The sequence below is a fragment of the Pseudomonas sp. RIT411 genome (assembly GCF_003057735.2).
Lineage (GTDB): Bacteria > Pseudomonadota > Gammaproteobacteria > Pseudomonadales > Pseudomonadaceae > Chryseomonas > Chryseomonas oryzihabitans.
In genome coordinates this window covers 42299-62008 of record NZ_QBIZ02000008.1, presented here as the reverse complement: position 1 = coordinate 62008, position 19710 = coordinate 42299, and the positions used below count along the sequence as shown (strand labels likewise).

Here is a 19710-nt window from a genome sequence, read left to right as displayed (position 1 = left end):
CCTCAAACCACGCAACCGCCCGTCACCAAAGGACTTTTTCCGCTTGCCCAGGCCGGCTATGGGCTGCATCGACCCGTCCACTACTGTACATTCATCTACCTTAGGCAATAAGCAAGGGTGGTAGGCGATGAGCGTGGATGTCGAACTGGTGCTAGCCGGCAAGATCGGTTTTGCGGCGCACCAGAACGCGGTGCCCGTGCTGCGCGAATTGCGCCTCACCCACAGCGGCCAGGACCCCTTGGTCGACGTCAGCCTGACGGTGACCGCCGAGCCGGCCTTCGTGGTCCCGCGCACCTGGCACCTGGAGCGCCTGGACCCCAAGGGCACCCTTCATCTCGATGATCGCGACCTCGAATTCGACGCCGCCCTGCTCGGCAGCCTGCAGGAAAGCCTGGTCGCCCAGCTGACCTTCACGGTACGCCAGGGCGAAGAGATCCTGCAGACGCGGCGCTATCCGGTCGAGCTGCTGGCCCGCAACCAGTGGGGCGGCGTGGACAGCATGCCCGAGCTGGCCGCGGCCTTCGTCATGCCCAACGACCCGGCAGTGGATCGCCTGCTGGGCGCGGCCGCCGAGGTCTTGCGCCGCGCCGGCAAGTCCACGGCGCTGGACGGGTACGAGAGCGGCTCGCGGCGACGCGTCTGGGAGCTGGGTTCGGCGCTCTGGTCGGCGCTGTGCGGTCTGCAGCTGACCTATGCGGTGCCGCCGGCCAGTTTCGAGCGCCAAGGCCAGAAGATCCGCACGCCGGGCGCCATCCTCGACGGCGGCCTGGCCACCTGCCTGGATCTCGCCCTGCTCGCCTGCGCGGCGCTGGAACAGGCCGGTCTCAATCCGCTGCTGGTCATTACCCGCGGCCATGCCTTCGCCGGGGTCTGGCTGCAGCCCCAGGAATTCGCTCAGCTGCTCACCGACGACGCCGAGCCGGTGCGCAAGCGGGTGGCGCTCAAGGACCTGCTGGTCTTCGAGACCACCCAGGCCACCGCCTCGCCGCCGCCCTCCTTCAGCCAGGCCATGCAACTGGCCGAGCGGCAGCTGGACGACGAGTCCTTCGTACTGGCGCTGGACATCCGCCGCGCCCGCCTGCAACGCATTCGCCCGCTGGCGGTGCCCGGCCAGCCGGCCATCCATGCGGACGGCCTGCTGCTGCCCGGCGAAGCCCTGGAAGAAGCCCCGCCGCTGCCGGCCTTCGACGTGGACGTCGAGGCGGCGCCGACCACCCCGGTCGGGCGCCTGGCGCTGTGGCAGCGCAAACTGCTCGACCTCACCACCCGCAATCGCCTGCTGCATGTGCCGGACAACGCCCGCAGCGTGCCCCTGCTCTGCCCCGAGCCGGCGGCGCTGGAAGATCGCCTGGCCGAGGGCCGGGCACTGCGTCTGGTGCCGCTGCCGGATCTGGCGGTGAGCGGGCGCGACGCCGTGCTGCACGAAGCCCGCGAGCACGAGAATCTCGACGACGAATACGCCCGCGGCGCCCTGGCCCGCGGCGAGGTGGTCGCGCCCCTGGATGCGACCAAACTGGACGCGGCCCTGGTGGAGCTCTATCGCCGCGCCCGCAGCGATCTCGACGAGGGCGGCGCCAACACCCTCTACCTGGCGCTGGGCTTCCTGCGCTGGAAGAAGGCGGCCGACGATCCCAAGCACTACCGTGCGCCGCTGATCCTGCTGCCGGTACGCCTGGAACGGCAGAGCGCCGCCAGCGGCATCACCCTGCACCTGTTCGAGGACGAGCCGCGCTTCAACCTGACCCTGCTGGAGCTCTTGCGCCACGACTTCGACCTGGACATTCCCGGGCTCGACGGCCCGCTGCCCGGCGATGGCAACGGCATCGACGTGGATGGCATCTGGACCAGGGTCCGCCGCGCGGTGCGCGACCTGCCCGGCTTCGAGGTCAGCAACGAATTGCTGCTCGGCCAGTTCTCCTTCGCCAAGTACCTGATGTGGAAGGACCTCACCGAGCGCAGCGACCAGCTGATGGAAAGCCCGCTGGTGCGGCACCTGCTGGAGCGCACCACGGAATCCGGCGCCTACCTGAGCGGGGGCAGCTTTCCCCGCGAGCGCGAGCTGGATCGCCAGGTCACCCCGGCCGAACTCTTCACCCCGCTGCCGGCGGATTCTTCGCAACTGGCGGCGGTATTGGCCTCGGCCGGTGGCCAGGACTTCGTGCTGGACGGCCCGCCCGGCACCGGCAAGTCCCAGACCATCGCCAACATGATCGCCCACAACCTGGCGCTCGGTCGGCGGGTGCTGTTCGTCGCCGAGAAGCGCGCGGCCCTGGACGTGGTCTATCGCCGCCTGGAGGCCCAGGGGCTGGGCGAATTCTGCCTGGAGCTGCATTCGAGCAAGGCGTCCAAGGCCGAGGTACTCAAGCAGCTGGAGCGCGCCTGGGATACCCGCGACGGCCTCGACGAAGAAGAATGGCTGGCCGAGGCCGCCGAGGTGGAACGCCTGCGCGATCGCCTCAATGCAGTGGTCGAGCGCCTGCACCGGCGCTGGCCCAATGGCCTGACCCTGCAGCAGAGCATTGGCCGCGTCCTGCGCGACGCCGCCCCCGATACCCCGCGCCTGGCCTGGCCCAATGCCGACGCCCACGACGCCGAGGCCCTGGCCGAGTTGCGCAACGCCGTGCGCCGCCTGGCCCTGCACGCCGAGACCGGCCGCAGCCTGGCGGCGGATTTCGCCCTCTTGCCGGCCCATCCCTGGTCCAACGCCTGGCAGGACGCCCTGGTCGGCGCCGCCGAACGGCTGCGCGACACCCAGCAGGCCCTGCAGCAGGCGCGGCAACGCCTGCGCGACGTCCTTGGCCTGCCGCTGGCGGATCAGGTGGCGCCCCGGCGCCTGCTGGAATTCGCCGAGCTGCTGCAGAACGCCGCCGGCCAGGACCTGGCCTTCGCCTTCGGGCCTGGCGCCGCCGAGCGTCAGCGCCAGCTGGGGCGCGCCCTGGAGTTGCTGCGGGACTACCAGACGCTGGAGCGCGAGCTGTCGGTGCCCTATGCCGCCGAAGCCTGTCGCCGCGTCGCCCTGACCCAGCTGGAAACCGCCTGGGACGCCGCCGGGCAGCGCTTCTGGATCTTCGCCAGCCGCGCCCAGCGCCAGGTCACCCAGGATCTCGCCCGCCAGGGCGAAACCCAGGGCCAGCCCGACGTGGCCGCCGACCTGCCACGCCTGCGGCGCCAGCGCACCCTGCTTACCGAACTGGACGAGTTGACGCCCAGCCTGGCCGCCATCAGCGGCTGGCAAGGCGTCACCAGCGATCTGGAGGCCCTGCTCGCGCGCCGCGCCCTCGCGGAAAGGCTGAGCACGGCGCTGCCGACCCTGGCGGAAACGCCCGAGCAGTTGCTGGCCCTGCGCCAGGCGGCGGCGCGCCGGTTGCAGCATCCCGAGGACCAGCCGGTGGACACTACCCTGGCACCGGCCAGCAGCGCCTTCTCCGCCGCCCTGGAGGCCGCCGAAGCCGCGCGCCAGAGCTTTTCCGAGCAGGCAGGACTGCCGGCAGACACCCCGGCCGCCGAGTTGGTACGCACCGCCGCCGCCCTGTTGCGCCAGCCCGGTCGCCTCAAGGCCTGGTGCGACTGGCAGCGGGTCCGCGAGGAAGCCGACGCCCTCGGCCTGGCGCCGCTGATCGCGCGCGTCACGGTCGGCTCCGGCGAGGATCTCGCAGCCGTCTTCGAAACCGCCTATGCCCGCTGGTTCGCCGCCACCGCCCTGGACGCCGAGCCCTTGCTGCGCGATTTCGTCCCGGCCGAGCACGAGAGCGACATCCAGGCCTATCGCCGGTTGGACGATCGCCTGCAGACCCTCGCCGTGCGCCATATCCGCGCCCTGCTCTGCCACGGCCTGCCGCCCAAGAACGACGCGGCGCGCCAGGGTGGCGGCTTCGCCGTGCTCAAGCACGAATTGCAGAAGCAGCGCCGGCACAAGCCGCTGCGCCAGCTGGCGCTGGAAATGGGCGACGCCCTGGCGCGGCTGGCGCCTTGCATGCTGATGAGTCCGCTGTCCATCGCCCAGTACCTGCCGCCCGATGGCGGCCTGTTCGACCTGGTGATCTTCGACGAAGCCTCGCAGATCGCGCCCTGGGACGCGGTGGGCGCCATCGCCCGCGGTGTGCAGGTGGTGATCGCGGGCGACCCCCGGCAGATGCCGCCGACCCGCTTCTTCGACCGCGCCGCCGGCGAGGACGACACCGCCGAGGACCTGGAGAGCATCCTCGACGAATGCCTGGGCGCCGGCATCTACAGCCACAGCCTCAACTGGCACTACCGCAGTCGCCACGAGAGCCTGATCGCCTTTTCCAACCATCACTACTACGACGGCAAGCTCATCACCTTCCCCGCCCCGGAGATCCGTCCGAGCGCGGTGGAATGGCGGCGGGTGGACGGCGTCTACGCCAAGGGCAAGGGACGGCACAACGCCCTGGAAGCCCAGGCCATGGTCGCCGAGGCGGTCAAGCGCCTGCTCGATCCGGCCTTCGCCGGACTCAGCCTGGGCATCATCACCCTCAACAGCGAGCAACAGCGGCTGGTCACCGACCTGCTCGACCGCGCGCGCCAGCAGCACCCGGAGATCGAGGCGCACTTCGCCGAAGACCTGGCCGAGCCGGTGGTGGTGAAGAACCTGGAAACGGTGCAGGGCGACGAGCGCGACCTGATCATGCTCGGCATCGGCTTCGGCCCTACCGAGCCAGGCGCCAATACGATGTCGATGAACTTCGGCCCCTTGAACAAGGACGGTGGCTGGCGCCGCCTCAACGTCGCCGTGACCCGGGCGCGCCGGGAGATGCTGGTGTTCTCCTCCTTCGATCCGGGGCTGATCGACCTCAATCGCACCAATGCCCGCGCGGTACGGGATCTCAAGCTGTTCCTGGAATTCGCCCAGCGCGGCCCCCAGGCCCTGGCGGCGGCGGTCAAGGGCTCGCTGGGCGGGCACGACTCGCCCTTCGAGGAAGCCGTGGCCCAGGCGCTACAGGCCAAGGGCTGGCAGGTGGTGCCGCAGATCGGCGTGTCGCGTTTCCGCATCGACCTGGGCATCGTCCATCCGGACCGTCCGGGCGACTACCTGGTGGGCATCGAATGCGACGGCGCCACCTACCACAGCGCCGCCACCGCCCGCGACCGCGACAAGACCCGCAGCGCCATCCTCCAGGGCCTTGGCTGGACGCTGCTGCGCGTCTGGTCCACCGAATGGTGGATCGACCGGGTTGGCGCCACCGAGCGGTTGCATGGGGAGATCGAGCGGCTGCTGGATGAATCGCGAGCGAAAGCCTGAGATAGGGTCTGTTGGGCTTCGCTGCGCTCCATCCAACCTACGAGGCACCCGATCACACCGAACTGCCCCCTCTCCCCTTGGGAGAGGCTTGGGGTGAGGGTATTCCCGGACATGCCGATGGCCAAAGGTGGCAAATAGCCAAGGTTGGCCTTAGCTAGGTTGAGGCTACTCCATCGCCGGAGCCCAACAAGCCACGCTCGATCCTGGCACCGTTGGCGGGGGGCAACCCTCACCCCAGCCCTCTCCCCGAGGGAGAGGGGGCGGTTGGTCCGGCGCGGGGAGTGGTCTGATCGTGGTATCTCGCTGCCAGGGCATCCGTAGCGTGGAAAACCGCGCCGCGTTTTCCACTGATCAACTGCACCTGGACGTGGATAAGGCTGCGCCGTTATCCACTCTACGCGGCTACCCCTTTTTCCTTTGGGTGAGGGTATTCCCGGCCATGCCGATGGCCAACGGACTGTTGGGCTTCGCGACGCTCAACCCACCCTACGAGGCGCCTGACCGCACCGAACTGCCCCCTCTCCCCTTGGGAGAGGGCTGGGGTGAGGGCACTCCCGGACATGCCAATGGCCAATGGACTGTTGGGCTTCGCGGCGCTCAACCCAACCCACCAGGCCCAGCCCTGTAGGTTGGGTTGAGGCGGCCTTATCGCCGAAGCCCAACAAGCCGCGCATGACCTCGGCACCGTTGGGCTTCGCTGCGCTCAACCCAACCTGCGGAGCGCCGTAAGTTACAGGATATTCAGCGGATACTCGGTGATCAGCCGCGTCTCGGCCACGGTGCCGCCGGTGCTCTGACTGCCGGAATGCCAGGCCTGGCGCAGGCGGAAGCTGAGGTCCTTGGCCGGGCCGTTCTGCAGGACGTACTTGGCCTCCAGATCGGTCTCGTGTTCCTTGTCGCCGTCGCCATAGAGACCGGCATAGGCCGAGTCGGCGGCCAGGTGGGTGCCATCGATGCCGCTGCCGCGGGTATGGCGCACCATCAGGCTCAGGCCGGGCACGCCGTAGCTTTCCATGTTCAGGTCGTAACGGGCCTGCCAGCTGCGCTCGCCCGGGCCGTTGAAGTCGGAGAACTGCATCGAGTTGCCGAGCAGGATGGAGTCACCGAAGGATCCCGGCACCGGCGCGCCGAAGACCGCGTAGTCGAAGGGCTGGTCGCCATGGATACGCTGGTGGATCAGGGTGAAGGTGTGGGCGCCGGTCTGGAAGGCGGCGGCCAGCGAGCCGGCGGTGTTGGCGATGCTGCCGGCCTTGGCGCTGCCGGCGTCCAGGGTGCGATAGAGGTTGGCGTCGAAGGTCAGACTCTGCTCGGCGGCCAGCGGCACCACATAGTTGAGGTTGCCGTAGTACTGGTCCCAGACGTCCTCGAAGTGCCCGGCATAGAGCGAGGCGCTGAGGTGATCGCTGAACTTGTAGACGCCCCCGGCATAGCTGGCCGAAGCCGCTTCGACGCCGGCGTAACCGGCGAAGATGCCGCCGTCCGAACCGGTGGTGCGCGGCGCCGTGGCGGCGGTGAAGTGACCGCCTTCAAGCATCAGGTGATCGACCTCCTGGCTCACCAGGCTCCAGCCCCGGGCGGTCTGGGGAAACAGCCAGTTGCCACCCGCCGCCAGCACCGGCGCCGTGGGTTGCTGGTCGCCATACTTGAGCACGGTGTTGGAGACGCGCAGCTTGACCGCCGCCCCGCCCTTGCTGAATTCGCTGCGCTGGCTGCCGTCGCCGTCCACCGGCATGTTCGGGGTGTTGGCGTGGCCATCGCCGCCATCCAGCTTGAGACCCAGATAGCCATAGGCATCCACACCTACGCCCACGGTGCCCTGGGTGAAGCCCGAGGTGTAGTTGAGCAGGAAGGCCTGGGTCCAGCTGCGCGGATCGCGACTGTTGCGCGCGTCAGCGCCATGGCCGTCGCCTTCGTTCTGGCGCAGGTAGTAGTAGTTGCGCAGCAGCAGGGTCAGGTCACCGTCTTCGACGAAGCCCTTGGCATCGGACTGCTGGCTGGCCAGGGCGGCGCCGGTGAGGAGCAGGCCGGGCACGCCGAGCAGCCAGGCGCTCTGGCAGGCAAAGGGGGAAAACAGCGATAGCTTCATGGGCGGTTCACTCAGGGGTTGGAATCGTTAGGTCGCGAACGAGTTTGCCAGCTAGCGCCGGTGCATACCACTTCGCTGACCGTCGTCATCGTCCGGTAACCTCCCTGTGCTGCGCTGGCGGTTCGCCCCTTTCGCCAGAGCGCCGCCATGTCCAGCCAGCCCTTTGCCGTCGATCTCGCCTATCGTCCGCGCCTCGCCGACCTGCGTCCCCTGCTGCCGGCGCAACCCGCCGGTCTGAGAAGCGCCGAGCCGCGCATCACCCCCGCCGCCAGCCTGGCCGACCGCCAGGGTTACCAGGCCGATTTCCTTGGGGACTTCCAGGTCCCCTGGCCCCGTCCGAGCGCGGCCCTGGCCGGCGATGTCTATCCCCTGCCCGCCTCGGGCGACCGCCTGGACTACACCCACTTCTCAGTCAGCCTCTCGCGCAGCCGGCGAATGGCGCTCTGGGTCGGGGTCAATATCGCTGGCGACCAGCCCGTCGAGGTGCCCCGCAGTCGCGACGCCTGGGCCTACGACGGCCGGGTGCCGCTGGAGGCCCAGCTCGGCGAGGCGCTCTATGCCGACAACCTGCTCGACCGTGGCCATCTGGTACGGCGCCAGGATCCCAACTGGGGCGCCGCCGCGGCCCAGGCCAATAAGGACACCTTCCACTTCACCAACTGCGCGCCGCAGATGGCCGCCTTCAACCAGAAGACCTGGTTGGAATTGGAGGACTACATTCTCGACAACACCCAGCGCTGGCAGGCACGGGTCAGCGTCTTCAGCGGCCCGGTCCTGCGTGCGGATGACCGCGCCTATCGCGACGCCCGGATCCCCGAAGCCTTCTGGAAGGTGGTGGCCTTTCTCGGTGACGACGGCAAGCCCTCCGCCAGCGCCTACCTCATCGACCAGCGCCGCGAGCTGGACGAGCTCTCCATCGCCTTCGGTCGCCTGCGCACCTACCAGTGCAGCGTCCTGCGCATCGAGCAGCTGACCGGCATCGACTTCGGCCCGCTGCGCGACCACGACGGCTTCTCCAATGAAGAGCGGGTCACCGGCAGCCCCGTCGAGCGGGCCATTTTCGGTCCTGCCGACATCCTGCTCTAAGGCTTGTCTGTAAAGTCGCCGAGCGAAGGTCAGGCAAGGCAAAAATCCGTGAGGAAGCGGAGTTTACGAATGGTAAATGAGCATTCCGAACGGATTTTTAACGCAGCATGACCGAGCGCAGGCACTTTTCAGACAAAGCCTATCCCGGCTGCACGCAGGCACGGGGCAGGCTATTGCGCACCCCCAGCAGCGCCAGCAGGATCACCCCGACCAGATAGAGCTCGGCGGCACCGGTCAGGCCCAGCCGCGGCACCAGGGCGCTGACCGCCAGGGCCGGCAGGCAGAACGCCAGGTAGCTGAGCACATAGAAGGCGGCCAGCAACCCGGCGCGCTGGGTCGCTTCCGCCAGCGGCAGCAGGCTGCGGGTGGCGCCGAGAAAGCCGCTGCCGAAGCCGACGCCGGTCACCAGGGTGCCCAGGGCGAAGAGTCCCAGCTGACCGCTGGCCACCGCCAGCCAGAGCAGCGCCGGACCGGCCACCAGGGTGCTCGCCCCCAGGCGCAGCAGGCGCGCCGCCGGCCAGAGGCGCAAGCCATGCAGACAGGCCGCACCGGTGAGTGTAAGGCCAGCCACCACGCCGCCACCGACCAGGATCGACGTCGTACCGGTCGCCGCCTTGACCAGCGCCGGCATCAGCGACAGATAGAAGCCGCCCACGGCCCAGACCGCCAGCTCCAGCGGCAGGACCCGCCAGAGCATGGCGCGGGCCTGGGGCGGCACCGCCAGCTGGGGGCGCAAGGCGGCGAGCAGACCCGGTCGGCGCGGACCGCTATCGGGCAGGCGCAGCAGCGCCAGGCCCTGCAGCAGAAAGAGCGCCAGGAACAGCCGATAGACCAGTTGCAGCGGCGCCGGCGCGAATTCCACCAGCAGGCCGCAGCCCAGCGCGCCGATCGCCATGCCAAGCAGCGGCGTCAGGCTGTTCAACCAGGGACCGCGCTCGGCATCCACGTCGAGCAGCGCCGCACCCAGGGCACTGGTGGCGATCCCGGTCGCCAGGCCCTGCAGGGCGCGGGCGAGCACCAGATCCGCCAGGTCATGCGCCTGGTGGAACAGCAGCATGGCACCCGCCTCCAGCAGCAGCGCCGCCAGGATCACCGGCCGCCGCCCCAGGTGATCGGACAGCCGCCCGCCTACCAGCAGGGCGGCCAGCAGGGCGAAGGCATAGACGGCGAACACCCAGGTCAGCCAGAAGGTGGAAAAGCCCCAGGCCTGCTGGTAGCTGGCATAGAGGGGGGTCGGCGCGCTGGACGCGGCCAGGAAGGTCAGCAGCACTGAACCCAGCAGCGTCAGGCGTGCAGAGGAGGAGCCGTTCAGCGAAGACATGTCCGCACCTTAAAGCTAAATAATTGCTTTAAAGCCTGAACCCTTCCTGCAGCAAAAGCAATGCGTTTGCGTTAAGAGCCGGGTATCCTGTCACCATGACCAGCAAGCAAGCCCGTCCCGGCGGCCGCAGTGCCCGCGTTCAGCAAGCCATCCACGAGGCCGTCCTGGCGCTCCTGCAGGAGCAGCCCCGGGAAGCCCTCACCGTCCCCCTGATCGCCGCGCGCGCCGGGGTCACGCCCTCGACCCTCTATCGTCGCTGGGGCAATCTGCCCAGTCTCCTGGCCGACGTCGACCTGCAGCGGCTGCGCCCGGACCAGCCGCCCGAGGACACCGGCAGCCTGAGAGGCGATCTCGAACGCTGGCTGGAACACTATGTCGACGACCTCGCCTCCACCCCCGGCCAGGCCATGCTCAGGGACGCCCTGGCGGCCACTGATCCGGGCTGCGCGGTGCGCTGTACCGAGCCGACCCGGGAACGCCTGGAGCTGCTGCTCGAACGCGCCCGCAGCCGTGGCGAACCGGCTCCGACCCTGGACGTCCTGCTCGATGGCCTGGTCGCCCCGCTGATCTATCGCACCCTGTTCGGCGCCGAGCGCCCTGACCTGGCGCTGTGCCGGCAGCTGCTCGCCCGGGCGCTGCGGCCAGACCGTTAGGCAAGGCATCATCCATGAACGACGAGGCCCGGACTGTCACCAGTCCGGGCCTCGTGCTTGGTCAGCGGATCCCGCGGGATCCGCTGGATGCTGCGCTTAGGCGGCAACCACCTTGTTGGCCGGCTGGGTACGACGACCCAGGGCACCACCGATGGCACCGACGATGCCGCCGATCACCAGGCTGATCAGCAGGACCCAGCTGGCCTGGGAGACCTTGCGGGCAGCCACGTCAGCCGCTTCGCGAGCCTTCTGCTCGGCCTGGGCCTTGAGTTCCTGGTACTTGGCATAGGCCTGCTGGTAGGTCTGCTGGGCCTTGTCGACGATGGCGTTGGCCTCGGCGTCGCTCTTGCCGGTGCGGGCCTTGATCAGGTTGACCAGCGCCTGACGGTCGGCGGCGTTCCAGGCCTGGTCGCCACGCTGCTTCAGACGATCCAGCAGGGCACTCAGCTGGTCATCGGTCTGCTGCGGATTGTTGGCGCTGTTCTGGGCGGTGTTCTTGGCATCCTGTTCGGCGCCCTGAGCCTGCTGCTTCAGATTCTCCGGCTGCAGTTCGGTCTTGCCGGTCTGGCGCAGCGCGGTTTCCAGTTCGTTCTGCAGATCACCCAGGTCGAGCTGGATGCCCTGCTGACGCAGTTGGTCCTGAACCTGGTTGGTCAGGGCCGGTGCCGCCTGGGACAGGCCGCTGCCGATCATCGACAGACCGCTGCCCGTCACGTTCAGACCGGTACGCACCACGCCGCTCACGGCGCTGGACACCAGATAGACGCTGACCAGGGTCACGCTGGCCCAGACCAGGATGCCGTGCAGGGCGCCTTCGCGCTGGGCCAGGCGACCGGCGATCCAGGCACCGACGAAGACCGACACCACGGCGCTGACGCCGACCCAGATACCGGTGCCCTTGCCCAGGCCGGACAACGGATTGGCTTCCTGCTGCGGATCGATGGAAGCCGAGCCGATGGCGGTGCCGAGCAGGCTCAGCAGCAGCGACACGGTCAGGGCGATGACCACGCCGGCGATGATCGAACTCCAGGAAATACGCTTCAGCAGCGGTGCGGTAGCGGTAGCCGTGGTGGCCGCATAGGCTGGGGTGTGGCGGGCGTCGTAGGACATGGCAAGTGCTCCAGGGTGGTTATGGGAAGAACTTATTGTGGTAACGGATTGATACCGTCACGCTTTTAGAAGTTCCCAGACCAGCATTCCAGAGCCACCAAAGGTCGTCAGACCTCAGTTATCCGCTATCCAAGAAGGATATCGGCCAGCAGCTTCACATTGAGCACCACGATCAGCCCGGCGATCGCCCAGGCCAGCACCTGTGTGAGCCGACCGATCACGAAGCTACCCATCAGCTGGCGATCCGAGACGAAGCGCACCAGTGGGATCACCGCGAAGGGCAGCTGCATGGACAGCACCACCTGACTCAGCACCAGCAGCTTGGCCGTGCCGCTTTCCCCATAGAGACCGGTCACCACCACCACCGGGATCACGGCGATGCCGCGGGTGATCAGCCGCCGCGCCCAGTCGGGAATGCGCAGCGACAGGAAGCCTTCCATGACGATCTGGCCGGCCAGGGTCGCGGTGACCGTGGAATTGATGCCCGAGGCCAGCAGCGCCACCGCGAACAGCAGCGAGGCAATACCCACGCCCAGCATCGGCGACAGCAGATGGTAGGCGTCCTGGATCTCGGCCACGTCGGTGCGCCCGGCGCTGTGGAACACCGCCGCGGCGGTGATCAGGATGGCCGCGTTGACGAACAGCGCCAGCATCAGCGCCAGGGTGCTGTCGGCCACCGCCCAGCGCAGGCCCATCCGGCGCCCCTCCTCGGTCCGCGGATAGGCGCGGGTCTGCACGATGGACGAATGCAGATAGAGGTTATGGGGCATCACGGTGGCGCCGATGATGCCGATGGCCAGGTAGAGCGCAGCCGGATTGGTGACGATTTCCGCCTTGGGCAGGAAGCCGTCGGCGATCGCGGCGATGGACGGCTGGGCCAGCACCATCTGCACACCGAAGCAGACGAAGATCAGCGTCAGCAGGGCGATGACGAAGGCTTCCAGCCAGCGAAAGCCGCGATTCATCAGCAGCAGGATGAGAAAGACGTCCAGCGCCGTGAGGATGGCGCCCCACATCAGCGGGATGCCGAACAGCAGATTCAGCGCGATGGCGGTGCCGATCACCTCGGCCAGGTCGCAGGCGATGATGGCGATCTCGCAGGCGATCCACAGCAGCAGGCTCACCGGCCGCGAATAACGCGCGCGGCAGGCCTGGGCCAGGTCCAGCCCGGTGGCGATGCCCAGCCGTGCGGCCAGGGCCTGCAGCAGGATGGCCATGAGGTTGGAGAGCAGGATCACCGACAGCAGCAGGTAGCCGAATTGCGAGCCGCCGGCCAGGTCCGTGGCCCAGTTGCCCGGATCCATGTAGCCCACCGAGACCATGTAGCCGGGGCCGAGAAAGGCCAGCAGCCGCCGCAACCAGCTGCCGCCTTCGGGCACCGGCACGCTGGCATTCATCCGCCCAAGGCTGGGCCGGGCGGACGGCGCAGGCTCCTGCCAGGCAGGCTCGACGTAGCTGGCGGATTCTTTCATGGCGGACTCGTGCGGCAAGGTAGGACTACCCTTTGGAGAATTTAGCCTAGGCTAAAATTCACACATCCGGCAATAAAAAATCTCTATCTCATCCGTCGATAACGCCCATTGGCGAAGGAATCTTTGGTATTCGCCCGCAACTCGGTCAAAATGGCGCCCGATCGCGTCCTCTCGACGCGCCTCAGGTCTTTGCGGAGAAGGTCATTCAGGTGGGCAACATGACAAAGGACGACGAACTGCTGAATCGGTTGGTCGATCCATCCATTCATATGGAAGGTTTTCAACAGGTCCGCGAGGCGCATCGTCAGGAGCTGATCGAAGACTATGTCGAGCTCATTTCCGACCTCATCCGGGACGGCGGTGAAGCCCGTCAGGTCGACATCGCCGCGCGCATCGGCGTGGCCCAGCCGACCGTGGCCAAGATGCTCAAGCGCCTGGCCGCCGCCGGCCTGATCGTGCAGCGCCCCTATCGCGGCGTCTTCCTCACCCCCGAGGGCGAAGCCCTGGCCGAAGCCAGTCGCGCCCGCCACCATGTGGTCGAGACCTTCCTGCTGACCCTGGGCGTGGACGCCGATACCGCGCGGCGCGATGCCGAAGGCATGGAGCACCATGTCAGCGAGGCCACCCTGGAAGTCTTCCGGCGCTTTATCGCCAGTCGTCAGGCCTGACGGCTGCGGCTTTAGTCGAAAGTCGCTGCGCTTCCCTTAAGAAAATCCTGGCACCGTCGAAGTAGTGGAAGTCATACTTTCACTCTTCCTGGTGTCCTGCCATGTTCAATCGCCCGCTCAAGACCGAACTCGCCCAACTGCGCGCCGAGGTCGCCGAATTGCGTCAGCTGCACGCCGGCTTCGAAAGCCAGGCGCTAAGTCTTACCGTGGATGACCGCGGCAACATCGAGCGGGTCAACGAGCGCTTCTGCCGCGAAATGGGCTATCGCGCTGAGAACGTGGTGGGACGTCCGCTGGATGCCTTCATTCCGGAATACGTCAAACAACTGCCCTGCTATCGCGACCTCAAGAATGCGCTCAGCCAGGGCAACCAGACCAGCGGCATGTACCGCCTGCTGCGGGCCAACGGCCAGGAAGCCTGGCTCTATGCCACCTGGCAGCCGCTGCGCGACGCCGACGGCCGCATCCACAAGACCATCTGCTACGGCAACGACCGTACCGAACAGGTCGAGACCTCCACCGAGCATTCCGGGCTGATCAACGCCCTGCTGCGATCCACCGCGGTCATCGAATTCAACCTGGCCGGCGAGGTGCTCACCGCCAACGACCGCTTCCTGCAGGGCATGGGCTATTCGCTGCAGCAGATCCAGGGCAAGCACCACCGGCAGTTCTGCACCAGCGAAGAAGCCAATTCCGCCGAATACCAGGCGTTCTGGGCGCGGCTGAATCGCGGCGAATTCATCGCCAGTCGCTTCAAGCGCCTTGACAGCCATGGCCGTACCGTGTGGCTGGAGGCCTCCTACAACCCGGTGCTCAACACCCGTGGCGAGCTGTACAAGGTGGTCAAATTCGCCACCGTGATCACCGAGCAGGTGGAACAGGAACAGGCGGTGGCCGAGGCGGCCAAGGTCGCCTTCGACATCTCCCAGCAGACCGACGAAAGCGCCCGCCAGGGTGCCGAGGTGGTGCAGAATACCGTCTCGGTGATGCGCAAGATCGCCGAGGAGCTACAGGTCGCCTCCAACGGCATCGAGGCCTTGGGCGAGCAGTCGCTGGTCATCAGCACCATCGTCAAGACCATCAGCGGCATCGCCGAACAGACCAACCTGCTGGCGCTCAACGCCGCCATCGAAGCGGCGCGGGCCGGTGAACAGGGCCGGGGCTTCGCCGTGGTGGCCGACGAGGTCCGCCAACTGGCCGGCCGCACCAGCAAGGCCACCGAGGAGATCGTCGGCGTGGTGCAGCAGAACCAGCAGCTGGCGCAGACCGCGGTCGCCAACATGGCAGCGAGCAAGCACCAGGCGGAACAGGGCCTGCAACTGGCCAATGCCGCCGGTACCCGCATCACCGAGATCCAGGACGGCGCCCAGCGCGTGGTGGGTGCGGTGGGTCAGTTCGCCCGCCGCCTGAACTAGCGCGCCCGCCTCAGGCCGGCGCCGGACGCCGCCGGCCGAGCAGCCCCAGCGCGGCCAGGGTCACGCCCAGGCTGACCAGCAGGCAAAGCCCGAGCAGACCACGATCCCCCCAACTTTCCCGCGCCAGGGCATAGCACCAGGGCGCGGCCGCCGAGAGCAGAAAGCTCGGCGCCAGCAGCTTGCCGGTCAGCCGCGCATAGAGCGCACGGTCGAACAGTTCCAGCGGCAGGCTGGCTCGCAGCACCGCCACCAGGCCGTTGAGGGCGCCATAGAGAAAGACGAAGCCGGCGGTGAGGCCCAGGTGGCCTTCGCTCGCCAGCGCCAGGGCGAAACTCAGCGGCAGGCCCAGGCCCAGCAACAGATTGAGCTGGCGCGCCGAAAGCCGCTGCCCGGAGGCCAGTTCCGCCAGCCGCGCGCAGACCTGGCCGATCCCCCACAGCGCCGCCACCCCCACCGGCACCCCACGCTCGGCCAGCAGTGCCGGCAGATGCGCCGACAGTCCCGCCGAAAGAAAGCCGATCAAGGCCATCCCGGTGGCGAACAGTACCCCGGCCAGGCGTGGCGAGCCGCCCGCCGCCGCGACGGGCACCTCGGCACTGGGCAGGCATCCCCGTACATTGGGCAGCGGCAGAAGCAACAGCAGCCCGGCCAGGGCGATGCCGGCATAGACCACCAGCCCCAGGCGCCAGCCCAGCCCCTCCAGCAGCCAATGTCCCAATGGCCAGAACACCGCCGAGGCCAATCCACCGAGCAGGGTGATGCGCACCATCACCGCCCGCGACCGCTCGCCGGCCAGCCGCGCCAGGGTGGCGAAGGCGGCGTCGTACAGCGACAGGCGCATGCCCACGCCCAGGGTCACCCAGGCCAGGTAGAACAGCGGCGCCGACTGGGCCGCGGCCAGGCCCAGGCAGCCCAGGGCATCGAGCACCAGGCCGAGTTGCAGGGTGCGACAGCCACCCAGGCGTTCGATCACCGCGCCGCTGAAGGGCGAGACCAGGCCCATGGTCAGCATCGCCAGGGAAAAGCCGCCATAGACCCAGCGCGCGTCCCAGCCCAGCCCCGCGGCCATCGCCGGGCCATAGACCCCGGGCAGATAGAAGGCCAGGCCCCAGGCCAGCAACTGCATGAGCCCCAGTTGCCAGATGGCGCGATCGCTCGGCATCGGCGTCATCAGCGCGTGCCCGGGGTCCGCTCGCCCTCTCCCAGGCTGCGCTGCATCAGCACCGTGTCCACCCAGCGCCCGTGCTTGAAGCCCACCGCCTCGAAGGTGCCGACGGTGCGAAAGCCCAGCCGCTGGTGCAGGGCGATGGAGCCCTGGTTGGCGCTGTCGCCGATCACCGCCACCAGCTGGCGAAAACCCGCCGCCGAGCAGGCCGCGACGATCTCTTCCAGCAGGCGGCGGCCAATGCCCTGGCCGCCCAGGCCGTCTCGCACGTACACCGAGTCTTCCGCGGTGTGGCGATAGGCCAGTCGCGGGCGATAGAGCACCGCATAGGCATAGCCCACCACCTCGCCCTCCAGCTCGGCCACCCGGTAAGGCAGTCCGGCCTGGCGTACCGCGGCCAGGCGGCGTCCCAGCTCGGCGAGGTCCGGCGGTTCCAGCTCGAAGCTGGCGCAGCCATGCAGGACATGCGGGGCATAGATGGCCTGGATGGCCGGCAGATCGGCAGGGGTGGCATCGCGCAACAGCAGAGCGGTGTTCACGGGAGAGGTCCATTCACGGGATCGATAGGGCGATCATGCCGGGACGGCCAGCCAAAGATAAAGCTATGCTCGGTTATCACTGGTATAAGCGAAACCTTGGCATGGTCGACCTCAACCTCACTCAGCTAGAGACCTTCGTCCAGGTCGTCGCTACCGGCAGCTTTTCCGCCGCAGCCGATCGCCTGGGGCTGAGCCAGCCGGCGGTCAGCCTGCAGATCCGCCAGCTGGAACGGCGCCTGGGCCTCAAGCTGCTGGAGCGCCTGGGGCGCGGCCTCAAGCCCACCGCCGCGGGCCGTCTGCTGCTGGATCACGCCGAACGGATCCAGACCGCGGTGGACCAGGCCCTGCAGGCCCTGGCCAGCCATGGCGAGACGGTCGCCGGCCGGGTCGCCATCGGCACCGGCGCCACCGCCTGCATCCACCTCCTGCCGCCGCTGCTGGGCCAGTTGCGCCAGCGCTTTCCGCAGCTGGATGTGCGGGTCAGCACCGGCAACACCCTGGACGTCCTGCGGGCGGTGGAAGACAACCGCCTCGACCTGGGCCTGGTCACCCTGCCCGCCAGCGGTCGCAACCTGCAGGTGGAACCCCTGCTGGAGGATGCCTTCGTCGCCCTGCTCCCGCCTGCAGGTTCGTTACCAACGGGTGCGCTGGCCCCGGCAGACCTGGCCGAGACGCCGCTGCTAGCCTTTGAGACCGGCAGCAGCACCCGGCTGCTGATCGACGACTGGTTTCGTCGCGCCGGCCAGGCCAGCCGCCCGGTGATGGAGCTGGGCAGCATCGAGGCGCTCAAGGAACTGGTGGCCGCCGGCCTCGGCTACAGCCTGGTGCCCGGCATCGCCGTGGCCACCGAGCACCATCGCCACGGACTAAGAGTGCAGCCGCTGGCACCGCCCCTGACCCGCACCCTGGCCCTGGTGCTGCGCCGCGACAAACCCCTGGGTCGCCCGCTGCAGCAGGTACTGGAAGCGTTACGACAGCTGCGCCGCTGATAGAGGCTCGACCAGACGCCCACCACGCCCTATCATTCAATGATTCAACGATCCTTGTATTATTGAACCATGAATGAAGAGCTTGCCGTTTCCGCCCTTGCCGCCCTCGCCCACGCCCAGCGCCTGAAGGTCTTTCGTGCCCTGGTGGTCGCCGGCACGACCGGCCTTACCCCCAGCCAGTTGGCCGATCAGCTCGAGGTAGCCCGCAGCAACCTCTCCTTCCACCTCAAGGAGCTGGCCAATGCCGGTCTGGTTTCGGTGGAACAGCAGGGCCGCAATCTCATCTATCGCGCAGCCTATGACCAGATGAATGCCCTGCTCGGCTACCTGACCGAGCACTGTTGCGCCGGCAGCGACTGCGCGGTCAGCGCACCGCCGCGCTGCTCCTGCTGACCTCCGTCCCTCCACCGCCAACCACAAGACCAGGCCCGCCATGCACAGTCCCCCCGCCTGCCCCCCGGCAGCACCCGCCATGAACACCTTCGAGCGTTACCTCAGCCTCTGGGTCGCGCTCTGCATCCTCGCCGGCATCGCCCTTGGCCAGCTGGCTCCGGGCCTGTTCCGCGCTATCGGCCGGATCGAGGTGGCCCAGGTCAATCTGCCGGTCGGCCTGCTGATCTGGGTCATGATCGTACCTATGCTGCTCAAGGTGGATTTCAGCGCCCTCGGCCAGGTGCGCCAGCACTGGCGCGGGATCGGCGTCACCCTGTTCGTCAACTGGGCGGTCAAGCCCTTCTCCATGGCGCTGCTCGCCTGGCTGTTCATTCGCGTGCTCTTCGCGCCCTGGCTGCCGACGGAGCAGTTGGACAGCTACATCGCCGGGCTCATCCTGCTGGCAGCGGCGCCCTGCACCGCCATGGTCTTCGTCTGGAGTCGACTCACCCAGGGCGATCCGCTGTTCACCCTGTCCCAGGTCGCGCTGAACGACACCCTGATGATCTTCGCCTTCGCCCCCATCGTCGGCCTGTTGCTGGGCCTGTCGTCGATCACGGTGCCCTGGGCCACGCTGCTGCTCTCGGTGGTCCTCTACCTGGTGCTGCCGGTGATCCTCGCCCAGCTCTGGCGGCGGGCGCTGCTGCGCCAGGGTCAGGCCGCCTTCGACCGCACCCTGGCCCGTCTGGGCCCTCTCTCGATGGCCGCCCTGCTGGCCACCCTGGTGCTGCTGTTCGCCTTCCAGGGCGAGGCCATCCTGGCGCAGCCGCTGGTGATCGCCCTGCTCGCCGTGCCCATCCTGATCCAGGTGCTGTTCAATTCGGCCCTGGCCTACTGGCTGAATCGTCTGGTGGGCGAGAGCCACAGCGTGGCCTGTCCCTCGGCGCTGATCGGCGCCAGCAACTTCTTCGAACTGGCGGTGGCCGCTGCCATCAGCCTGTTCGGCTTCCACTCGGGCGCCGCCCTGGCTACCGTGGTGGGCGTCCTGATCGAGGTACCGCTGATGCTGCTGGTCGTGCGCCTGGTGAACGGCTCGCGTGGCTGGTACGAACGGGGTGCCGCTTCCCACCGTCGAGACCGTCCATGACCAGCACCATCACGATCTACCACAACCCCGCCTGCGGCACCTCGCGCAACGTGCTGGGCCTGATTCGCAACAGCGGCGTCGAGCCGACGGTCATCCACTACCTGGAAACACCGCCCGACCAGGCGCAGCTGGAGCGGCTGATCGCCGACCTGGGCATGCCGGTGCGCGAGCTGCTGCGCCAGAAGGGTACGCCCTACGCCGAGCTGGGCCTGGACGATCCGCAGCTGGATGACGCGGCCCTGATCGCCGCCATGCTGCAGCATCCCCTGCTGATCAATCGACCCATCGTGGTGACCCCCCTAGGTACCCGCCTCTGCCGGCCCTCGGAACGGGTACTGGAGATCCTGCCCGAGCCGCAGCGCGGTCCCTTCGTCAAGGAGGATGGCGAGGTAGTGGTTCTCTCTGCGGCGCCGCGCGGCTGATCGGG

Annotated in this window: 15 protein-coding genes; 9 read left to right on the top strand and 6 right to left on the bottom strand. The window is 68.1% G+C overall.

All coding sequences use genetic code 11. The features are described from left to right. Positions 1–127: 127 nt before the first annotated feature. Positions 128–5260: a DUF4011 domain-containing protein gene (locus DBY63_RS13430; protein WP_108582294.1), complete on the top strand. Its 5133-nt coding sequence runs from the start codon at positions 128–130 to the stop codon at positions 5258–5260. 730 nt (positions 5261–5990) lie between these two features. On the opposite strand, the gene DBY63_RS13425 is transcribed toward DBY63_RS13430, so the two are convergent. Further along, positions 5991–7346, bottom strand: a complete 1356-nt coding sequence (locus DBY63_RS13425) for an OprD family porin (protein WP_108582293.1) — start codon at positions 7344–7346, stop codon at positions 5991–5993. Between the two features lie 147 nt (positions 7347–7493). Here DBY63_RS13425 and DBY63_RS13420 point away from each other — a divergent pair, with 147 nt between their 5' ends. Beyond that, positions 7494–8432 carry a DNA/RNA non-specific endonuclease gene (locus tag DBY63_RS13420; RefSeq protein WP_108582292.1) on the top strand — a complete coding sequence of 313 codons (939 nt, stop codon included), beginning with the start codon at positions 7494–7496 and terminating at the stop codon, positions 8430–8432. Between the two features lie 139 nt (positions 8433–8571). On the opposite strand, the gene DBY63_RS13415 is transcribed toward DBY63_RS13420, so the two are convergent. Next, positions 8572–9753, bottom strand: coding sequence for an MFS transporter (locus tag DBY63_RS13415; RefSeq protein WP_027601540.1), 1182 nt, complete (start codon positions 9751–9753; stop codon positions 8572–8574). A 95-nt stretch (positions 9754–9848) separates the two neighbouring features. Here DBY63_RS13415 and DBY63_RS13410 point away from each other — a divergent pair, with 95 nt between their 5' ends. Beyond that, the gene (locus DBY63_RS13410; protein ID WP_108582291.1) at positions 9849–10406 is read left to right on the top strand and encodes a TetR/AcrR family transcriptional regulator; all 558 of its coding nucleotides are present in this window, start codon (positions 9849–9851) and stop codon (positions 10404–10406) included. 96 nt (positions 10407–10502) lie between these two features. On the opposite strand, the gene DBY63_RS13405 is transcribed toward DBY63_RS13410, so the two are convergent. Both DBY63_RS13405 and DBY63_RS13400 read right to left on the bottom strand, forming a co-directional pair. Next, positions 10503–11516, bottom strand: coding sequence for a hypothetical protein (locus tag DBY63_RS13405; RefSeq protein WP_108582290.1), 1014 nt, complete (start codon positions 11514–11516; stop codon positions 10503–10505). A 125-nt stretch (positions 11517–11641) separates the two neighbouring features. Next, positions 11642–12988: an Nramp family divalent metal transporter gene (locus DBY63_RS13400; protein ID WP_027598277.1), complete on the bottom strand. Its 1347-nt coding sequence runs from the start codon at positions 12986–12988 to the stop codon at positions 11642–11644. A 218-nt stretch (positions 12989–13206) separates the two neighbouring features. Between DBY63_RS13400 and mntR the strand changes: the two genes are divergently transcribed. After that, entirely contained in the window at positions 13207–13656 is a 450-nt protein-coding gene (gene mntR / locus DBY63_RS13395; protein WP_027598278.1) for a manganese-binding transcriptional regulator MntR, read from the top strand. Between the two features lie 101 nt (positions 13657–13757). Further along, positions 13758–15071 carry a PAS domain-containing methyl-accepting chemotaxis protein gene (locus tag DBY63_RS13390; protein ID WP_027601538.1) on the top strand — a complete coding sequence of 438 codons (1314 nt, stop codon included), beginning with the start codon at positions 13758–13760 and terminating at the stop codon, positions 15069–15071. Between the two features lie 10 nt (positions 15072–15081). Here the strand turns inward: DBY63_RS13390 and DBY63_RS13385 are convergent, their stop codons facing one another. Together DBY63_RS13385 and DBY63_RS13380 are read right to left on the bottom strand one after the other, a co-directional pair. Then, positions 15082–16242: an MFS transporter gene (locus DBY63_RS13385; protein ID WP_108582289.1), complete on the bottom strand. Its 1161-nt coding sequence runs from the start codon at positions 16240–16242 to the stop codon at positions 15082–15084. Next, entirely contained in the window at positions 16242–16775 is a 534-nt protein-coding gene (locus tag DBY63_RS13380; RefSeq protein WP_108582288.1) for a GNAT family N-acetyltransferase, read from the bottom strand. The genes DBY63_RS13385 and DBY63_RS13380 overlap by 1 nt, the downstream gene beginning before the upstream one ends. A gap of 65 nt (positions 16776–16840) precedes the next feature. Here DBY63_RS13380 and DBY63_RS13375 point away from each other — a divergent pair, with 65 nt between their 5' ends. From DBY63_RS13375 to arsC, 4 genes are all read left to right on the top strand, one after another. Next, positions 16841–17764: a LysR family transcriptional regulator gene (locus DBY63_RS13375; RefSeq protein WP_108582287.1), complete on the top strand. Its 924-nt coding sequence runs from the start codon at positions 16841–16843 to the stop codon at positions 17762–17764. 69 nt (positions 17765–17833) lie between these two features. Next, positions 17834–18157 carry a metalloregulator ArsR/SmtB family transcription factor gene (locus DBY63_RS13370; protein ID WP_027598283.1) on the top strand — a complete coding sequence of 108 codons (324 nt, stop codon included), beginning with the start codon at positions 17834–17836 and terminating at the stop codon, positions 18155–18157. A gap of 40 nt (positions 18158–18197) precedes the next feature. Further along, positions 18198–19283, top strand: coding sequence for an ACR3 family arsenite efflux transporter (gene arsB / locus DBY63_RS13365; RefSeq protein ID WP_256594391.1), 1086 nt, complete (start codon positions 18198–18200; stop codon positions 19281–19283). Continuing rightward, a complete protein-coding gene (gene arsC / locus DBY63_RS13360) occupies positions 19280–19705 on the top strand; it encodes an arsenate reductase (glutaredoxin) (protein ID WP_108582286.1) in 426 nt (141 codons plus the stop codon). Before arsB ends, arsC begins: the two co-directional genes overlap by 4 nt. The last annotated feature ends 5 nt before the right edge of the window (positions 19706–19710 follow it).

What these genes read in the sequence shown, in the direction of transcription:
- mntR (WP_027598278.1), top strand. Translation starts at nt 13,207, where the DNA reads ATGACAAAGGACGACGAACTGCTGAATCGGTTGGTCGATCCATCCATT.
- DBY63_RS13430 (WP_108582294.1), top strand. Translation starts at nt 128, where the DNA reads ATGAGCGTGGATGTCGAACTGGTGCTAGCCGGCAAGATCGGTTTTGCG.
- DBY63_RS13370 (WP_027598283.1), top strand. Translation starts at nt 17,834, where the DNA reads ATGAATGAAGAGCTTGCCGTTTCCGCCCTTGCCGCCCTCGCCCACGCC.
- DBY63_RS13385 (WP_108582289.1), bottom strand. Translation starts at nt 16,242, where the DNA reads ATGACGCCGATGCCGAGCGATCGCGCCATCTGGCAACTGGGGCTCATG.
- DBY63_RS13390 (WP_027601538.1), top strand. Translation starts at nt 13,758, where the DNA reads ATGTTCAATCGCCCGCTCAAGACCGAACTCGCCCAACTGCGCGCCGAG.
- DBY63_RS13400 (WP_027598277.1), bottom strand. Translation starts at nt 12,988, where the DNA reads ATGAAAGAATCCGCCAGCTACGTCGAGCCTGCCTGGCAGGAGCCTGCG.
- DBY63_RS13410 (WP_108582291.1), top strand. Translation starts at nt 9,849, where the DNA reads ATGACCAGCAAGCAAGCCCGTCCCGGCGGCCGCAGTGCCCGCGTTCAG.
- DBY63_RS13415 (WP_027601540.1), bottom strand. Translation starts at nt 9,753, where the DNA reads ATGTCTTCGCTGAACGGCTCCTCCTCTGCACGCCTGACGCTGCTGGGT.
- DBY63_RS13420 (WP_108582292.1), top strand. Translation starts at nt 7,494, where the DNA reads ATGTCCAGCCAGCCCTTTGCCGTCGATCTCGCCTATCGTCCGCGCCTC.
- DBY63_RS13405 (WP_108582290.1), bottom strand. Translation starts at nt 11,516, where the DNA reads ATGTCCTACGACGCCCGCCACACCCCAGCCTATGCGGCCACCACGGCT.
- arsC (WP_108582286.1), top strand. Translation starts at nt 19,280, where the DNA reads ATGACCAGCACCATCACGATCTACCACAACCCCGCCTGCGGCACCTCG.
- arsB (WP_256594391.1), top strand. Translation starts at nt 18,198, where the DNA reads ATGCACAGTCCCCCCGCCTGCCCCCCGGCAGCACCCGCCATGAACACC.
- DBY63_RS13425 (WP_108582293.1), bottom strand. Translation starts at nt 7,346, where the DNA reads ATGAAGCTATCGCTGTTTTCCCCCTTTGCCTGCCAGAGCGCCTGGCTG.
- DBY63_RS13375 (WP_108582287.1), top strand. Translation starts at nt 16,841, where the DNA reads ATGCTCGGTTATCACTGGTATAAGCGAAACCTTGGCATGGTCGACCTC.